The sequence below is a fragment of the Agrobacterium sp. 22-226-1 genome (assembly GCF_053522345.1).
The window spans coordinates 22,159-39,351 of record NZ_JBNWCP010000015.1; the positions used below are offsets into that span (position 1 = coordinate 22,159).

Annotated in this window: 17 protein-coding genes; 10 read left to right on the top strand and 7 right to left on the bottom strand. The window is 58.3% G+C overall.

Annotated features, from left to right (window positions below; all coding sequences use genetic code 11):
• Positions 1-93: 93 nt before the first annotated feature.
• Entirely contained in the window at positions 94-459 is a 366-nt protein-coding gene (locus ACQZ5K_RS21495; RefSeq protein ID WP_448741360.1) for a DUF1330 domain-containing protein, read from the bottom strand.
• Positions 460-573: 114 nt separating this feature from the next.
• Between ACQZ5K_RS21495 and ACQZ5K_RS21500 the strand changes: the two genes are divergently transcribed.
• Complete coding sequence (locus ACQZ5K_RS21500; RefSeq protein WP_448741361.1) at positions 574-1,539, top strand: AraC family transcriptional regulator; 966 nt, start codon at positions 574-576, stop codon at positions 1,537-1,539.
• 20 nt (positions 1,540-1,559) lie between these two features.
• Here the strand turns inward: ACQZ5K_RS21500 and ACQZ5K_RS21505 are convergent, their stop codons facing one another.
• Positions 1,560-2,240, bottom strand: a complete 681-nt coding sequence (locus ACQZ5K_RS21505; protein ID WP_448741362.1) for a TetR/AcrR family transcriptional regulator — start codon at positions 2,238-2,240, stop codon at positions 1,560-1,562.
• Positions 2,241-2,262: 22 nt separating this feature from the next.
• On the opposite strand from ACQZ5K_RS21505, the gene ACQZ5K_RS21510 reads away from it, so the two are divergent.
• Positions 2,263-3,003: an SDR family NAD(P)-dependent oxidoreductase gene (locus ACQZ5K_RS21510; protein WP_448741363.1), complete on the top strand. Its 741-nt coding sequence runs from the start codon at positions 2,263-2,265 to the stop codon at positions 3,001-3,003.
• Between the two features lie 378 nt (positions 3,004-3,381).
• Positions 3,382-3,960: an acyltransferase gene (locus ACQZ5K_RS21515; protein WP_448741364.1), complete on the top strand. Its 579-nt coding sequence runs from the start codon at positions 3,382-3,384 to the stop codon at positions 3,958-3,960.
• 298 nt (positions 3,961-4,258) lie between these two features.
• Here the strand turns inward: ACQZ5K_RS21515 and ACQZ5K_RS21520 are convergent, their stop codons facing one another.
• Genes ACQZ5K_RS21520 through ACQZ5K_RS21530 form a run of 3 tightly spaced genes read right to left on the bottom strand, consistent with a single transcriptional unit; the run spans position 4,259 to position 6,998 of the window.
• Complete coding sequence (locus ACQZ5K_RS21520) at positions 4,259-4,843, bottom strand: dioxygenase family protein (protein WP_448741365.1); 585 nt, start codon at positions 4,841-4,843, stop codon at positions 4,259-4,261.
• 49 nt (positions 4,844-4,892) lie between these two features.
• The gene (locus ACQZ5K_RS21525) at positions 4,893-5,975 is read right to left on the bottom strand and encodes an aldo/keto reductase (RefSeq protein WP_448741366.1); all 1,083 of its coding nucleotides are present in this window, start codon (positions 5,973-5,975) and stop codon (positions 4,893-4,895) included.
• 30 nt (positions 5,976-6,005) lie between these two features.
• On the bottom strand, positions 6,006-6,998 hold the full coding sequence (locus tag ACQZ5K_RS21530; RefSeq protein ID WP_448741367.1) for an MBL fold metallo-hydrolase: 993 nt from the start codon (positions 6,996-6,998) through the stop codon (positions 6,006-6,008).
• A gap of 162 nt (positions 6,999-7,160) precedes the next feature.
• Here ACQZ5K_RS21530 and ACQZ5K_RS21535 point away from each other — a divergent pair, with 162 nt between their 5' ends.
• A complete protein-coding gene (locus tag ACQZ5K_RS21535) occupies positions 7,161-8,081 on the top strand; it encodes a LysR family transcriptional regulator (RefSeq protein WP_448741368.1) in 921 nt (306 codons plus the stop codon).
• 750 nt (positions 8,082-8,831) lie between these two features.
• Here the strand turns inward: ACQZ5K_RS21535 and ACQZ5K_RS21540 are convergent.
• Complete coding sequence (locus tag ACQZ5K_RS21540) at positions 8,832-9,326, bottom strand: lipocalin-like domain-containing protein (protein WP_448741369.1); 495 nt, start codon at positions 9,324-9,326, stop codon at positions 8,832-8,834.
• Between the two features lie 48 nt (positions 9,327-9,374).
• On the bottom strand, positions 9,375-10,208 hold the full coding sequence (locus ACQZ5K_RS21545) for an SDR family oxidoreductase (RefSeq protein WP_448741370.1): 834 nt from the start codon (positions 10,206-10,208) through the stop codon (positions 9,375-9,377).
• Between the two features lie 95 nt (positions 10,209-10,303).
• On the opposite strand from ACQZ5K_RS21545, the gene ACQZ5K_RS21550 reads away from it, so the two are divergent.
• The 6 genes from ACQZ5K_RS21550 to ACQZ5K_RS21575 all read left to right on the top strand — a co-directional run bounded on the left by ACQZ5K_RS21550 (position 10,304) and on the right by ACQZ5K_RS21575 (position 17,119).
• Positions 10,304-11,203, top strand: a complete 900-nt coding sequence (locus ACQZ5K_RS21550) for a LysR family transcriptional regulator (protein ID WP_448741371.1) — start codon at positions 10,304-10,306, stop codon at positions 11,201-11,203.
• Between the two features lie 240 nt (positions 11,204-11,443).
• Entirely contained in the window at positions 11,444-11,893 is a 450-nt protein-coding gene (locus tag ACQZ5K_RS21555; protein WP_448741372.1) for a MarR family winged helix-turn-helix transcriptional regulator, read from the top strand.
• 4 nt (positions 11,894-11,897) lie between these two features.
• Positions 11,898-12,707 carry an NAD-dependent epimerase/dehydratase family protein gene (locus ACQZ5K_RS21560; protein ID WP_448741373.1) on the top strand — a complete coding sequence of 270 codons (810 nt, stop codon included), beginning with the start codon at positions 11,898-11,900 and terminating at the stop codon, positions 12,705-12,707.
• A gap of 610 nt (positions 12,708-13,317) precedes the next feature.
• Positions 13,318-13,968, top strand: coding sequence for a 2Fe-2S iron-sulfur cluster-binding protein (locus tag ACQZ5K_RS21565; protein ID WP_448741374.1), 651 nt, complete (start codon positions 13,318-13,320; stop codon positions 13,966-13,968).
• Positions 13,965-14,945 carry an FAD binding domain-containing protein gene (locus tag ACQZ5K_RS21570; RefSeq protein WP_448741375.1) on the top strand — a complete coding sequence of 327 codons (981 nt, stop codon included), beginning with the start codon at positions 13,965-13,967 and terminating at the stop codon, positions 14,943-14,945. Before ACQZ5K_RS21565 ends, ACQZ5K_RS21570 begins: the two co-directional genes overlap by 4 nt.
• On the top strand, positions 14,942-17,119 hold the full coding sequence (locus tag ACQZ5K_RS21575; protein WP_448741376.1) for a molybdopterin cofactor-binding domain-containing protein: 2,178 nt from the start codon (positions 14,942-14,944) through the stop codon (positions 17,117-17,119). The genes ACQZ5K_RS21570 and ACQZ5K_RS21575 overlap by 4 nt, the downstream gene beginning before the upstream one ends.
• Positions 17,120-17,193 lie beyond the last annotated feature (74 nt).

Sequence of the window (17,193 nt, forward strand, 5' to 3'; positions counted from 1 at the left end):
AAGGGCTAACCATGCCCTTTCCTGTGCACAGTCACGCGACCGGAAGAGGGGCGCTATCCTGCAGCCCTTTGAAATACCAGAGTACCTTTTGCGTCAGAGCCTCATAATGCTGATTGGCTGCAGCACCGCCTCTTCCAGGGCCGACATCCGCACTGGATCGGCAACGGCGTAGGACGGGTCGGCGATCATGTCGACGAAGGCTGTCCGCTTCGGATAGCGTACCAGAGCCACCGCATCCCAGGATTGCCCGGGCTCGGCGCAGAGTGCGGGCAAGCCATCGCCGGCAAAAAGGATTTCCGCGCCGTGGCGGGCGACAATTGGACCGGCCATCGCGAGATAGTCCAGATAGCGCTGCCTCCCGCCATCGGCCTTGAACCGAAGGAGATTGAGCATAACGATGGGTTGGCCGTCATCTTCGGCAAGAAAGCGGTCAATATCAGTGGCGGTGACTTTGATCATTATAGTTCTCCGGCGATGGAGGCCTCGGCCTCGTTCAGTCTTCCGTCAAAATATGCTATCGCTTCTGCACGCTCCATAACGCAAACCCCGAACTACTTTATCCAGAGCCCAAGAATGGACCCCTTGCTTGATATTGTCCGATTGCTTCGACCGCGCGCTGCCCTGCTGGGCCGGGGCATGGACGCCGCTGGTGACTGGGGCCTGAGTTTTCCAGCGCTGGGCGACCTGTTGTTTTTCTGGATCGAGGACGGCACGTGCCAGTTGGTACGGCCTGGTTGCGATCCGATGTGGCTGGAAAAGGGCGACTTTGTGCTACTGCGGACAACGCTTCCCTTTACGCTGACCTCAAATAAGGAAGTAGAGCCATTGGACAGCGTCGCGGCGGTGGCCGTTAAACACGAGGGACGCCTGAAACTGGGCTCAGGTCAGGAAATACCGATTTCGCTTCATATGGGGAAATTTCTGTTCTCTTCGGCCAACGAGGATCTCCTGACGGGGCTTCTCCCACCTATTGTTCATATACCCTCCCGTTCACCCAAACTTCACCGGCTTCACAACCTGCTCTCGCTAATGGAATCTGAAGGGCGTGATCCCGGACCAGCTAGCGAGTTCATTATCGTCCGTCTCGTCGAACTGGCACTCGTTGAAATTCTCAGGACGCCCGCGTTGGACTTTCCGGAAACTGTCAGCCCGACCAACCGCGGCTTGCTCGCCGGCCTTCAAGACCCCGTCGCGGCCAAAGCAATTCGCGCCATGCACGAGAATGTCGGGCAAGAATGGACGGTCAACTCTCTGGCAAGGCTTTGCGGTGTCTCGCGATCCGCCTTCGCCACACACTTTTGTGCCGTTGTCGGGATCGGTCCAATCTCGTACCTGTTACGATGGCGCATGGCGCTTGCCAGGGAGGCGCTTAAGTCTGAAACGGCAAGGGTGGAGGAGATCGCCTTTTCGATTGGCTACAAGTCGGCGAGCGCGTTCAGCACTGCCTTCACACGCGCGGTCGGCTGCCCGCCGAGCCGCTTCACAGAACGCTCATCCCGCTCCACAAATGGACGAGCCTTGAAGCCGCCACCGTTCTGATCGGCCTCGTTGTCAAAGGATCAGGCCTCGCTATATATCCTGCGATCGATGTTGCCGGTGATAGCATCCCAACCCGAAAGCGCGATTTCCGCTACAGCGTGCAATTCGGCGCGATCTGCTCCATCACGGGCGCGGATCGCCATGCCGCTTTGAACTGTCTGCACGAACCTCGCCAGTTTGGTCGTGTCTGCGGTAGCCTTTAGATCACCGTCGTGCTTCGCTCTGTCGAAGCGCGCCTTCAAGAGATCAAACCCGCCCGCACGGGTCTTTCGCATCAGTTCGCCCAGTTCCGGGTGTCCTTCGCTGCCCACGGTGGCGAGCGTCGCCATGCAGCCATGTGGCAGATCGCAGTCTCCACCGGTCATCGCAATCGCGGAATCCTGAAGAAATGCCAGTGCTGCGTCTCTCGCAGTCGAAGCAGCCCTGAATCGCGTCCAGACCAACCCCTCGTAGGTCGTGTAATAATATTGGAGCGCTTCCGCATAGAGCGCGTCTTTTGAGACAAAGGCTGCATAAAGGCTCTTCGTCCCGATCCCCATTGCATCCGTCAGATCGGAGATAGACGTTGCCTCGTATCCCCTGATCCAGAACAGCCGTGTCGCGGCAGCAAGCGCAGCCTGACGATCGAACTCCCGTGGCCGGCCGCGGGAGCGGTGGGTCGGCTCCGAATGTTCTGGAGAGAGTGAAACATAATTCTGCATTGACCACTGCATAAAGGAAAAGATGATGAATTTGCTTGGAAAGCGTGCTTTGGTGAATGGTGGATCGAGGGGAATAGGCGCCGCGATCGCGATCGCCCTTGCCGAGAATGGCGCGGATGTTGCGCTCACCTATCAACGCTCCGCAGATCGGGCTGCATCGGTAGTTCAAACTATCGAGGAAAAAGGCCGGCGCGCGCTTGCCATTCAGGCCGACAGCGCCGACCCGGACGCCATCCGTCGCGCCGTCAGCCAGACGGTCGATACACTGGGGGGACTTGATATTCTGGTAAACAGCGCAGGCATCGGAACCGCCGGCATGACCGCGGATTTGGCCCTGGCCGACCTGCAGGCCATGCTTGATGTGAACGTTCGCGCTCCCCTCCTTTTCGCGCAGACCGCGATCCCGCATCTCCCATCGGGTGGGCGGATCATCTCGATCGGCTCCTCCTTGGCTGAGCGCGTCCCCTTCCCCGGCGTTACGGCTTACGCAATGTCGAAGTCAGCGCTTCTGTCGTTCACCCGGGGTCTTTCGCGCGAACTTGGGCCCCAAGGCATTACCGTCAATCTCGTCCTTCCCGGTTCAACCGACACAGACATGAACCCCGCTAATGGCGAGAATGCTGATTATCAACGCAGCCTCACATCGCTTGGCCGATTTGGCGAACCCCGTGAAGTTGCCAACGCAGTGGCGTTTCTGGCTGGTCCCGCCGCAAATCTGATCACCGGCGCGATACTCAGTGTAGACGCCGGCTTCAACGCCTGATCTGTTCACGGCAACGACATTTGGCCGGAGGAAAAAGCCGCTTCCGGTCACTCGGTCAAATGGGTACCGCGGCGCCTTTCCTGGTCTCGTCTTGGACAATTGCGCCACCAGTGAACCCTGTACCAGTGCCGTTACCGTTCAATCGACACCACAAAGCCAGGCGCGACGTCCTTTCATGTCATTCTGTCGCGAGACGATCTCAAACTCGGTCTGTGCGCGTGCGCTCCGGCCGGTGTTATAAGAGAATTGGGCAATTTTTTTGACAGTTTAGGTATGGTTTTCGGGCGCTACCTTCGTAGCATGCGTACGCTTGCATCAGGGGCTGAGAATTCATCATCCCCGGTGATGTGGCTTGGCCAAGGGCTATTGGAGCAATCAATGATCAGCAGGGTTCTGCGCCGTTTATCAAGTATCCGGTCGCCCAAGTGTGTCAAACTGAGGGAAAAAGGGCGCGCCGAGGTAAAAGGCAGCGTCGGTGGAACGGGGACCATCACTGTTGGCGAAGGGTGGAAAGGTCTCGTTGCCGAGACGACGCAACTCGTGATCAAGAAAAATGGTGAGCTCATTGTAAATGGTCAGTTTACCCTTCATTCCGGTGGGACAATTGGTGTGCAAAGTGGTGCCAGGCTGACCCTAGGAAGCGGGTTCGCCAACCGTCATTCCTGGATCTCATGTGGCTACGAAATCACCATCGGCGAAGAGGTTTTCATCGCTGACCAGGTAATCATCCGCGACTGGGACGGACATTCGATCGTTGGCCGGTCGGAGAAGGCGCCCATCAGGATCGGAAATCACGTCTGGATCGGAATGCGAGCTGTCATTCTCAAGGGCGTTACTATCGGCGATGGCGCCGTTGTCGCGGCCGGTGCCATCGTTACGAGAGACGTCCCTGCTGGCACTGTGGTCGCGGGCAACCCGGCCAGGGTCATAAAAGACGGCGTTCAGTGGATACCGTGATCATCGGGATTATTAAATCATCCCCGCATCGCCTGGACATCAAGCTTCCCGTCAGAAACCTGCCGGCCGCGTGATCGAGACATATCTTCCGACAACCGATGATCGCACTCGCAAGGCCGGCGACGTCGCTGCTCGCGAGATTCAGTCCCATCTGTTGTCTGTTTGAGTGATCAAGCAGAGTATAGTTTACCGCAAGCACGGGAACCTGGTACGCCAGCCAGCCATTGCGACGGTTGTCTTGATCGCGAATGGAAGTCATGCCCGACTAAATACCGGCGCTTGCGCTGCGTTTCGTGGCTCAAATCACGAAGTCGAACTGCGCAAACTGTCCGTCGTCCGTTTTCTTAAGGTCGAGGAGGAGCGCGTGGTGAAACAGCCGGTCTCCGGCATTTCTGCTTTCACCAGGGAAAAACAGTTGTGTCGTCAGAAGGCGCCCGCCCGGGCGCTGGACTTTGACATGGAAGTGACGTGTTCGGCCGGGATAAAGCGCAGGTATGATAGTGTTGAACCACCAGCGCCCTTGGGCGTCGGTGAACTGATGCCCGCGCAGACGAAAACCAACGCTATCATAGTTACCTTTCTCATCCGCATGCCAAATCTCGACAAGGCTGCCGGCGAGCGGCCGGCAGCGATTGTCGAAGACGAACCCGGCAACGGTGATCCGCTCACCACCGGGTGCGCTGGAATAAAGATCGCGCTCGAGCGGTGAGTTCGGCTTGAAGAAGGGACCGGCCTCCCGTTCAAGCGTCGGCTCCTCCCCGGCAGGACAGTGCGGGGTCAGCGGCAGCTCGGAAGTAGTCTGCGCAAACACCGTCGAGTGCGCGGCATCAATGACAGGCAGCGTTAGAAATGCGGTTAGAAGTGAACGTCTGGTGGAGGGCAAGACTATATCTCCCGGTGCCGTGAGTTCAAAGCCAAGCTGGCCGCGTATGTTACCGCAGGCGCTGCGCCGCGTTGGCCTGTGCCTGGCGGATGAGGCCAGAATACATATTCTCCTTGCCCGGGTACCACGGCATCGTGCCGATGGAGCCGAACCCGGGAATTGTTTCCATATGCGCGACCATCCGAGCACGCATGCGCTCGTCCGGAAGCGGGCCTGTCATCGCCTGGACATTGTCACTCATATGGTCAGGGTTTGACGTACCGCAGAGCACGCTCGTGACGGCAGGGTGTGCCATGACCCATTTCAGAAAGAACTGGGCCCAGCTGGTCGCTCCGAACTCGGAAGCGAACCCGGGAAGCGGTTGCCCCTCGACCACCTTCATCAGCCGCGCCTTTTCAAGCGGCAGATTGATCAGGACGCCAACCCCCTTGTCGGCGGCGGCAGGCAGAAGACGGTGCTCGGCATCGCGGTTAAAGATCGAGTAATTGGTCTGGATGAAATCCACATCATCGCGCTGGACAATCGCCAGCAACTGGTCCTGCGCCGCCGACTCGTGATGGGTCACGCCGACATGGCGGACAAGACCTTCCTTCTTCCATGCCTTCATCAGCGGGATGATGACGGGGGCATTGGTGATGCTATGGCACTGCATGAGATTGATCGTGTCTCTCCATGTCCGCATGCGTGATTGACGAAAGCTCTCAACGGCATGGCTTTCGTCTCCAAGATACTCGCCTGTCGACCAGACCTTGTTGGCGAGGAACATTTCGTCAGATCGTTCAAATTCGCCCATGAACTGGCCGACGCTGACTTCTGCCGAACCGTAGAGCGGCGAAGTGTCTACCACGCGCCCCCCTGCGGCAACGTATCGCTCAAATACCTGTCGCAGGGCATCGCGGCGATCACCCGGCTTCAAGTCAAATGTCAGAAAGGTGCCGAGACCGAGAGCAGTGACCCGTTCGCCGGTGCGAGGCAAGGCGCGGGTCAGCACCTCCGTGTTGGAAGCAGGTGCGGCCAGCGACGCATTCGTTTCCTGGGCCTGCGCGGTCGCGCTGCCGGCGAGTGCAAGCCCGGTTGCTGCCGCACCCATCGTGCCGAGAAAGCCGCGACGATTGATCTTTGACTGATCCATAGGAGATTTCCTGCTCGTTTGTTGTTGACTTCAAAATTGCCAGTTGGCGGGGACCCAGGCATAGCCGCCATCAGTCTTCAGCATTCGGCCGAGACCCGGGAAAGGATAATGAAAGCCAAGAACCGGCATACGCTCGGTGGCCGCCTTGTCAAAAATGCGGCGACGTGAGGAAAGGGCTGTTTCCTTGTCGCGGTCGGGGCCTGGCACCCAGGGTCTGTCGACGTTGACGACAGGGTGATAGGCAAGGTCTGCGGTCAGCAGCAGCTGGTCATTTCCGGAATGAACGAGGAAGGTAGCCATGCCTGGAGTGTGGCCGGACGCGACGATCGTCGCCAATCCCGGCACAATTTCGGCGCCGGCCTCATATAGTTCGACATCATTCCTGAAGGGCTCAAGGCTGTTCTTGATGTTTGCCGCAAATCGCGTCCGGAAATCCTCCGGCACAGGCATATAGGAGAGATCCGGATCGGTGCGAACGAAGAAGTCCCAGTCCGCCTTCGGGACAAACACAGTGGCCCGGGGGAAGGCCTTGCCGCCGTCTGCGGTCCTCAAATTGCCGACATGGTCAGGGTGGGTATGGGAGATGACGATCGCATCAATGTCAGAAGCGTCCAGGCCGATTGCCGCGAGATTATCGAAGATGCGACCGCCGTTTGGGCCCATGGTCTTGCCGGCGCCGGCTTCGATCAGAATCCGCCGACCGCCAGTTTCGATCAGCAGCGTGTTGAGGTTAAGCATCATATGGTCGGTCGGCAGAAATGCCTGTCGCAGCACGTCCTGAAGCTCGGCTTCCGGGGCATCGCTGGCGTAAACGCGTGGCGGACCACCAATCACGCCATCGCTCAAGACCGTTGCGCTTATCTCTCCGACGCGGAAGCGATAATAACCGGCGTTGCCAGCTGCTGGTGTAGATGTCTGGGCGTGGGCACTGTCCGAACCGCCCAGGCTCGGGAGGATCATGCTTGACGCGCCTGCAACAGCGGACAGCATGATGGCGCGTCTGTTGAGAGTGAAGGCATTCATCTGTCTTTCCTTCTTCATTGGGCGTTTCGCCTCTCTTGCTCCTTGATCAGACCGAAGCGAGGAGGGAGTTGCCGGAGCCCTTCAGTTAGCGGGATCATGACACGGCGCCATTGATCTGATAACCTGCAATAAGTTTATCAACTTGATTAGAAAAACTTCGCAATGGAGCCCATTCGGCTAGACAGTTTCGACGTGTTTGTTGCCATCGTGCGCTGCGGCGGCTTTCGCGCGGCAGCACTCGAGCGAGGCATCTCTTCATCGGCCTTAAGCCAAACAATGAATGCTCTGGAGGAGGCTCTGGGCATCCGGCTTCTAAATCGAACGACGAGGAGCGTGTCTCCGACGGAGGCAGGACAGCGTCTTCTGGAGCGTCTCGCGCCTGCTTTGAGCGACATCAGGCTCGCTATCGCAGAGGTCGATGAATTGCGCGATAGCCCGTCAGGGACCCTCAGGATCAACGCGCCGGCGCCGGCAGTCGATCACTTCCTCTGCCCACTGGTATTCGATTTTATGGAGGTATACCGCGAGGTGAAGATCGAAATCATCAGCGATGCAGCCGTCATCGACATCGTGGAACAGGGTTTCGATGCGGGCGTCAGGTTCGGCAAACAACTGGCGCAGGACATGATCGCTCTCCCGCTTGGCCCCGCGCTCCGCTATGCAATCGTCGCTTCGCCTGAATATATCAACAGGTGCGGAGAACCAGAGACGCCGCATGAACTTGTCCATCATGACTGTGTCAAGCGCCGCTTCCCCGGAGGCACGCTTGTCACCTGGCGATTTGCCGAAGGCGACGAGGAGATCGAAGTCACCCCAACGGGCCGCCTGACGGTCAGTTCAGCGCACAATGAACTACAGGCTGCCCTAGCGGGCAGAGGTATTGCACATGTCTTCGATGACTACGCCAGACCATACCTTCAAGATGGCCGACTGGTAGAGCTACTCTACGACTGGAGCCCCACCCTGCCACACTGGTTCCTGTACTACCCCAGCCGCCGCCTTCCGAGCGCGGCCATGCGTGCGTTCCTTGATTACATGAGAAGCTACGACTGGAGCGCAAAGAACGTCCTCGAACCGCGGTGACTTGGCCAAGAGTTTTGGTAGAAGCAGATCGAAGCTTCCTCCAAATTCGGCATTGTTCGGCCGCATCAAACTCTTTGCGCGAGGCTTCGATGTCTTGCCATTGCCGCGGATCCAGTCGCTGAATCGCTCACAGGCTACGACTGCCGATTCAAATAGAGATGCCATATGCGCGATGTGGGTCAGGCGGCGGTCATGCTTGTGATACTTGGTCCTATCGATGTATCCGCACCAATGAAGGCCATCTTTGCTCTGAGTGGAAGGATCGTTCTCCGAATAGCTGTCGCATGCATGGTGGCCGGCGTTCCCGCAAAGTCAGTTGAAGCCCAGAATGCGTAGCGGCAATCTAAGTGAGACGTCTCATCCTGATTGCCGCGCTATACCCAGAAGTCCCATTCGGCTTGGCCGAGGACATATTGCGCCTGGCTGAACGCCGGACGATCGCCTTCCGTCGGCCCTTTGATGTGGTCGGCATGCCGTCAAGGATGACGTCACCCCGAACCCTCCAAGCGCGAAGCGTTAAAATCCCGTGTTGGTTATATTCGATTTCGGCGGGACGGACCCGAAGGCGGCGCGTGTCATGATTTGAGGCGCTGAAACGCCAGGGCGGTTGCGGCTCCTGCCCTGAACATGTAACGGCGATTGAAAAGCATGGCTCTCTCCTCCGGGCAACTCAACGTCGCTTTTGATCATAGTCGAAGGGCGGGCGCGCATAAGGTTGACACCTTATGCGGAAGACCGCCCTTCGGTACCTCATTTGACACGCTGCCATTCGATCCTGATTTCGGTGCCTTCCGGTCTGCGAAATTGTTCGGTCATGCGGTCGCCCTCCACGACCATCCTCAGATCATCACGTGTTCGGACGCTGCCGACCCAGTTCGGAAAAGTCGCCCCTTCGACACAGTTTCCGCTGAACTCACCCTTCTCATCAACGGTGTATGTTCCGAAAAACCCGATACTGCGTGACATAGCCATGCGGTTTTCATCATCCGTTCCCTCACCGCGAGCATTGGAAGCAAACCGCGGGACGTCGGCGTCGGTCAGAACTTCCACGAAGTGCATGTCGGAGGTGAAGACGAGAAGACCGTTGGGCTTTTCTCCATAGGCAGCGATGTTTTTGCCGTCAGGATCGATGGTTGCCGACATCATCCGCCAGGTGCCTTCGACCTGGTTTTCAGCGGCTGTCTGCGCAAAAGCAGAAGACGAGACACTGATGGCGAGAGCCAATATAGCTGGTCGAATGGACATGTATCTTCTTTCCTGTTCTCGAGGTCTGTGTTTCCAGACCCCTGCGGTTCACAGATCCTGCCTGTCGGCGGAATCTGCCACTTGACGCTGCGCCTCAAGAGCGGACAAACGCGTGGAAAGCGCCTCGGAGATAGACGAATAGGCCGTGCTGCCCAGCGCCAGTCGCAGCGGCGGCTTCTCGCTCTCGGCGGCTGATATGATTGCGGCGACCGTTCGTGCCGCATCGCCCTTGATCTCGAAGCTGCCGTCAGTGATCGCCCGGCGAACGGCGCCGGCCGGGGTGTCATCGTAAACATCCATGGTTTCCGCATGGACAAGATTGGCTCCGAAATTCGTGCCCGTCGGCCCGGGCTCGGCGATGATGAAGTCGACGCCGAAAGGCGCCACCTCCTGTGCCACGGCTTCGACAAAGCCCTCGATGCCCCACTTGGTCGCGTGATAGAGGCTGAAGCCCGGATAGGCGATCTGCCCACCCTCGGACGAAACCTGGACGATCCGCCCGCCGCCTTGCCTTCGAAGATGAGGCAATGCTGCGCGGATCAAATGGATGGAGCCGACAAGGTTTGTGGCGATCTGCCGGTCTATCTCCCCATTCGTGAGCTCTTCCGCAGCACCGAACAGGCCGTAGCCGGCGTTGCTAACGATCACGTCTATCCGGTCTTGCCGTTGGAATGATCCTTTAACGGCGGAGTCAATGCTTCGCGGTTCGACCAGATCGAGCTCAACGATATCGAGACGGCCGCCGTATTCCTGCGCAAGTTTCGTCAGCGCGCCCACACGGCGGGCAGTGGCGACCACCCTGTGTCCCTTGTCGAGCAGCTGTTGTGTCATCTCGAGACCGAGCCCCGAAGAGGCACCGGTAATGAACCATGTTTTTAACATAGAAACTCCTGATCTGTTCATCTCTGAATGTAAATCAACAGCATTGGTGATATAAGATCTTCAATTTGAGATAATGTGGTGAGGATAAATCACGAATGTTGCGCCCCAGCCTGAACGATCTTGCCGCCTTTGCCGCGGTGGCCAATCACCAGAGCTTCCGCAAAGCTGCCGACATCATGGGCGTCTCGCGCTCCGCCCTTAGCCACGCGATCATCGGACTCGAGGGAAAGGTGGGAATACGGCTCTTCAACAGGACCACGCGTAGCGTATCGCTGACCCAGGCTGGCGCTCGCCTGCTCGCACGACTGGACCCGGTTCTGCAGGATCTCGATCAGGCACTCGATACCATATCAGAGGAACGCGGTACCCCAAGCGGCTCGCTGCGGATCAATGCGAACAAGAGCGGCGCGCGAATCCTGCTCACCGATGTCGTTCCGCGATTTCTTGATCTCTATCCCGACGTCGAGCTTGATCTGGTTTCGGACGGTCGGCTCATCGATATCGTGGAGCAGGGCTTCGATGCCGGCATCCGCCTGCTGGAAGCTGTTCCGAAAGACATGGTCGCGGTGAAGTTCGGCGGCGACGTGCGTTTCATCGCCGTGGCAGCGCCATCCTACCTCGAGGGCAGAGCAAGACCGCATACGCCCGACGACCTTTTAGCGCACCGTTGCATCCGCCAGCGTCTGCCGAGCGGGAAGCGCTATCGCTGGGAGTTCTCAAAACGCGGCGCCGAAGTGGCGATAGACGTACCAGGCAATCTCACCCTCGATGACAATGATCTTCTCGTGCAGGCGGCGGCAGACGGGCGCGGCATCGCCTACGTGCCCGACTATTTCGCGCGGCCGTTTCTGGCGTCCGGTCAATTGGTGACCGTACTTGATGATTGGTGCCCACCCACACCCGGGCTGGCGCTCTATTACCCGCGCAGCCGGCACGTTCCGTCGCCACTACGAGCCTTCATCGACCTCCTGCGCGAGGTGGACAAGTCACGATAAAGAAGGGGAACATCATGGTCACCGCGATCATTACCGGATCTGGCCACTACGATGCAAAACCCGAGGGCTCCGGCCACCTTGGAGCCGTTGCCGCGTCGCTTGCGTCCAAGACCGCTGTCCAGCTGTCTGGCCCAGCGTCCTGATATCCCCTCGTTCGAATCCGCCCGCATCGAGCATTGACATTCGTTCGCTACCTTGCAATTATCGTATGGTAGCGAACGAAATGACAGGCATGTCTCCATGGACATTCAGGCGGACACCAAAAATCTTTCCGTTGGGGCATGGACGAAGCGGTGTTATTTCGCGGGTCGGGCACTCATGGAGGAGCGCTTGCGGCCCTTCGATCTCGGCTCCACGCAATGGTATGTCCTTTGGTATCTCGTCAACAACGGCCCGTCCGTCCAGCGAGACCTCGGTCGCGCACTTGAACTTGAACGCGCGACCCTGAGCGGAATCATCGCAACCCTCGTCCGCAAGGATCTGGTCGCGCAGACCGCGAATGGAGGCGATCAGCGTCAACGTCTGCTGACGCTGACAGCCGCAGGTGAGGCGCTGTGGCGCAGAATTCCCGACCTTTCTTTCATTCACGACGCCGCCTTCGGCGGGATCGACGAGGCCGATCTGGCCGTGACCGTCCGTGTCCTCAAATCAGCGACCGAACGACTGCAGACCCTGTTGCGAAAGGATTGAGCAAATGACCGTATTGATCACCGGAGCCACCGGGCTCGTTGGCGAGCGACTTCTGCCACGGCTGGTGGAGGCGGGTTTTGCCTGCCGTGTCCTGCTTCGGGCGGGCAAGAGCTGCCCCGAAGGAACAGAAGCCGTGACCGGAGATATTCTCGACGCCTCGACCCTGACGAACGCCGTGCAAGGGCTCTCCGCTATCGTGCACCTCGCCGCCGTGTTTCGCACGCAAGACACCAATGTCATCTGGAGAAGCAACCTCGGCGGCACGCGCAACCTGATTTCGGCCGTTAAGGCGCATGCCCCCGACGCGCGTTTCATCATGTCGAGCACCAGCCATGTCTACAATAAGGATAATCCGCATCCGGGAAGGGAAGATGACCCGGTCGATCCTCAGCACGCCTATCCCGCAAGCAAGGTGGCCGCGGAGAAGGAACTACGTGAAAGCGGATTGAACTGGTCGATCCTTCGCTTCCCCTTCGTGTACGGCGATGGTGACGGACATCTTCACTCTCTTCCCAATCACGTCAGGGCCTGGCATCCGGCACAACGCATGAGCACGATCCACCATCGTGACATCGCACAGGCAGTCACGCTGGCATTGGAAGGTGTCTTCGATCGACGCGTGGTAAACTTAGCCGACGAGGCGCCCTCCTCCATCTATGAACTCGCGGCCATCGCGGGAAGCCAACTGGATTCAAGTTCCGAGCCTCTCGAAAATCCCTGGTACCTGCATGTCGACACGTCTCTTGCCCGTAGCCTGGGTTTTCGCCCCAGCATAAGAACCGTTTACCAGGCTCGGCATGACAGTCTCCTTTAAAACCAATAGACCCCAACAGCGCCTGGCGTGTTGGCAACAAGCGGTTGCCGCTTAACTTGTGCCGACTTTTGCTTATGGCCTTCGCTTTAGAGCGAAGCGCCTTTAATCATTAAAGTGCAGGCTCTATCGCCGCTTCGTGGATGGGCTGCGCGAGGGCATATTATCTCAGCTCGCCTTTGCACCGCTTTTCGCCCCGGCCAACCTCCGCACGCCGAATCCAGCGCTTCGCTGGAAGAACCCACGCAATCACGATAACTTGACAAGTTATTGTCCCGTCGACCTCACCGGTAACGCCGAGTTACGGCAGGCGGGCTTATAGTAAAAAATGCAGACATCTCGTCGTTCCGCCTTTTGCATCAGGAAGGATATGGTGTCCTGCCGTGGTAGCGCCATTCGATAGCGCGCATTGGTTAGTTATTCTAACCAGAGACGTTAGCGCTGCCGGTGTTGTAAGGCCCGCAAAATCACTCTTACTATTCAGGACTATCCGGACGACGACTGGCTGCCAATGTCAGCGCGTTCGCACGTTCGGCAGCATTGGTCCTATCTAGAGCGAAGCCCTCGACGCCTTTGCCTTGGGACAATCTGGCTCGTCACGGAGGAAAAGCAGATGACGAACGATTATCGCCCCCTAGCGGTCACTCGCCGGGATTTCAACAAGGGAGCAGGGTCTGGTATCGCGGCCGGCGCGAGCATGAGCTGGATGACGTTTGTGCGAATGCCGGCTCTGGCCCAGACACCCTCGGAAAATATCGTCAATATCGAACTCAACGTCAACGGCGAAGCTCGCGAGCTTACAATCGACACGCGGACGTCCCTGCTCGACGCCTTGCGAGAGCATATCGGACTGACGGGGACTAAAAAGGGTTGCGACCATGGCCAGTGCGGCGCGTGCACCGTCATTGTCGACGGCAGACGGATGAATTCCTGCCTTAGCCTTGCCGTCATGCTTACAGGCAGCGAAATCCTGACTATCGAAGGCCTTGGACGTCCAGAGGACTTGCACCCCATGCAAGCCGCGTTCGTCGAGAGGGACGGGTTCCAATGCGGCTACTGCACCCCGGGCCAGATCCTCTCCGCGGTTGCGACGCTTGATGAAATCACTGCCGGTATCCCAAGCTCGGCTACGGCTGATGTTACGGTACCGTCATCGGTCTCTCCCGAGGAGATACGGGAACGGATGAGCGGAAACCTTTGTCGTTGCGCGGCCTATCCCAATATCATTGCTGCCATCCTCGATGTTCAGGAGCAGCACGGATGAAGCCGTTTACCTACTATCGCGCGACCACCCTCCACGACGCCGTCATCACGTTGGCAGCACGAGCCAATGCTCGCATCATAGCAGGCGGCACCAATTTGCTCGACCTTATGAAGCTTCAGATAGAGGTGCCGCAGCACCTCGTTGACATCAACGGTTTGGGACTCGATACGATCGCAGGCGTTGAAAACGGCGGGTTGCGTTTGGGGGCAATGGTCCGCAACACTGATCTCGCAGCACACCAAATCGTCCGGCAGCAATATGGCGTCCTCACGCGGGCAATTGTTGCAGGTGCATCCGGACAGATACGTAATCGAGCAACGACCGCAGGAAACCTGATGCAGCGTACACGCTGTCCGTATTTTTACGGCACGGCGATGGGTTGCAATAAGCGCGAGCCGGGTTCCGGCTGCGATGCGCTGAATGGGACCTCGGCAAATCTTGCCATACTCGGAACGAGTGACGCATGCATTGCAACACATCCCTCCGATATGGCAGTTGCCCTGCGAGCACTCGACGCCGTGGTCCATGTCCTGGGTACCGAAGGTGAGCACGGCATTCCGATCGCTGATTTCCATCGCTTGCCTGGCGATACACCTCACATCGAGACGGCTCTTCGTCCAGGCGAGATTATCACTGCTGTCGAGGTTCCTGCTCCGCTCGGCGGGGTGCATGTCTACCGCAAGGTGCGTGAGCGGGCGAGCTATGCATTCGCCACGGTTTCCGCCGCGTTAGTGGCTCGTGTGGATGGCGCAAGCGTGACAATCGAACGCCTGGCTTTTGGAGGACTCGCCGCCAAACCATGGCGCGTCGAGGCTGCCGAGCGTCGCGGATCCGGCACGCCGGAGGAGGTCGCTCGCGATGCCGCAGCGATCATTCTGGAGGGTGCTCGGCCAACCGATCGCAACCGTTACAAGATTGCGCTAGCGCAACGCACCTTGCATGCAGCGCTGATCGACGCACAGGAGCAAAGCCGATGACCCGTATGGACACGCCGAACGCCGAGACGAGAATTGTTGGTCGATCAATTAACAGGCTTGATGGACCGCAGAAGGTCACGGGCTCCGCGATCTACGCGTACGAGAGGGCAGCGATCCATCAGACGCTCGTTGGCGTTTTCGCAACAGCGACGATTGGCAAAGGTGAAATTAGCACTCTGAACACATCGATTGCCGAGGCAATGCCGGGCGTCCGTCTTGTGATCACCTACAAAAACGCACCGCAGCAGGGCAAGCTCGATCCTCAGACCCCAGGCTTTGCGGTTCGTGCGCGTCCGATTCTTGCTGGAACAAGTATCGATCATTTCGGACAACCTATTGCACTCGTGGTCGCGGATACGTTTGAGAATGCGCGCGACGCTGCTCACGCCGTTGTTGTCAGCTACAGATCGATGACGGGGAACTTCGCTTATGCCGAAGGGAATCCCGTCACCGAACCTGAACTTGCCAATGCCGGATTTCCCGCCTTCACCCACCACGGGGACTTTGATGCGGGTTATGCCGACGCTGCTTTTAAAGTCGATCAGACGTACGAGACACCACCGCATTTCTCGCAGCCGCTGGAGCCGCATAGCACGCTTGCCCGTTGGGAAGGCGAAACACTCCACCTCACGACCAGCCACCAGACACTCCGCTACATCGGTGCTTCTCTTAAGGCCGCCCTCAATATCGAACCTGAAAACCTCGTTGTCTCGGCGCCTTTCGTTGGCGGCGGGTTTGGATCGAAACTCGCGGTCCATGCCGACATTATGGGAGCAGCAATCGCTGCCAGGATGGTCAGTGAACCTGTCAAGGTCTGCATGACCCGACAGCAGATGTTCAGCCTGCTGGGAATGCGGCCCTGGCAGCGGCAGCGCGTGCGACTTGGCGCCAATGCTGAAGGTAAGTTAATTGCCATCGGCCATGAAGCTCTGATCTATTCAAATGACAGAGACCCGTTTCTCGAGCAGACAGGCACAGTGACACGCTCCCTTTATTCCGGCCCAAATCGCATGACACGTCATAGGGGGACGCATCTGGACCTGCCCAACGGTGAACCGGTCCGTGGCCCCGGAGAACTGCCGGGACTGCTGGCAGTCGAATCCGCAATGGATGAGCTGGCCGAAGCGCTGAACATGGACCCGGTCGAGCTACGAGTTGTAAATGATACGACAAGGGATCCGGAAAGCGGAGTGCCGCTTACCGGGCGCAGCCTTACCGAATGCTTGAGAACCGGGGCGGAGCGGTTCGGTTGGTCTCAACGCCCTGCCCGGCCCCGCAGCCGCCGCGACGGGCAGTGGCTGATAGGCATGGGCATGGCCTCGGCGATACGCGTTCACTTCCAGGGCGCGACAGAAGTGGAAGTGGGCGTCACCGCAGAACGCCGAGTGGCGGTGCGATCGGATCTGACAGACATAGGAACGGGAAGCTACACTATCCTCGCTCAGTTCGCAGCAGAGATGCTGGGCATCACGGTTTCAGATGTAGATGTATTTCTCGCACACTCGAGCCTGCCGACTGGAGGCGGTTCTGGAGGCTCCTGGGGAGCATCGAATACGACAGCCGCGCTTCACGACGCTTGCCTTAGCCTTATGCAACAGGCCGGCGTTTCCGCAGGCAAGGATTTTATCAGTCAAATTCTGGCGAAATATCCGCAAGGCTTGTCTGTAGCGGGGAAACTTCCAGCGTCATCTCAGATCCTCGACTGGGACCAGAAATCCCGCCACACCTATGGCGCGCATTTCGTGGAAGTCGGCGTGCATGGATTGACCGGAGAAATCAGGGTCCGCCGAATGCTTGGCGCATTCTCGGCAGGGCGGATTCTCAACCCCAAGACCGCCCGTTCGCAGTTGCTTGGAGGCATGATCTGGGGCCTTTCTGCCGCTCTGCGTGAGGCCGCAGAGATCGATCCGCGGTATGGCAACGTGGTGAACGGTGATCTGGCGGAGTATTTGCTGCCGGTCCATGCCGACGTACCCGATGTCGACATCATTCTGATAGATAAACCTGATCTCGATGCCAATCCGGTCGGGGTAAAGGGTGTAGGCGAACTCGGAGCGTGCGGAGCATCTGCGGCATTCGTGAACGCGATCTACAATGCCTGTGGCGTACGTGTCCGACATTTTCCCGTAAACCTAGCTAGTATCGTTTCTGAGATTCCCGAGCATCAGCAGTGACAGGTCTCGTTGACTGCAATTTGAAGGGTTTACACCTCTGGCAGCGATGCGGTGACAGATACGCGTTGGCGGGC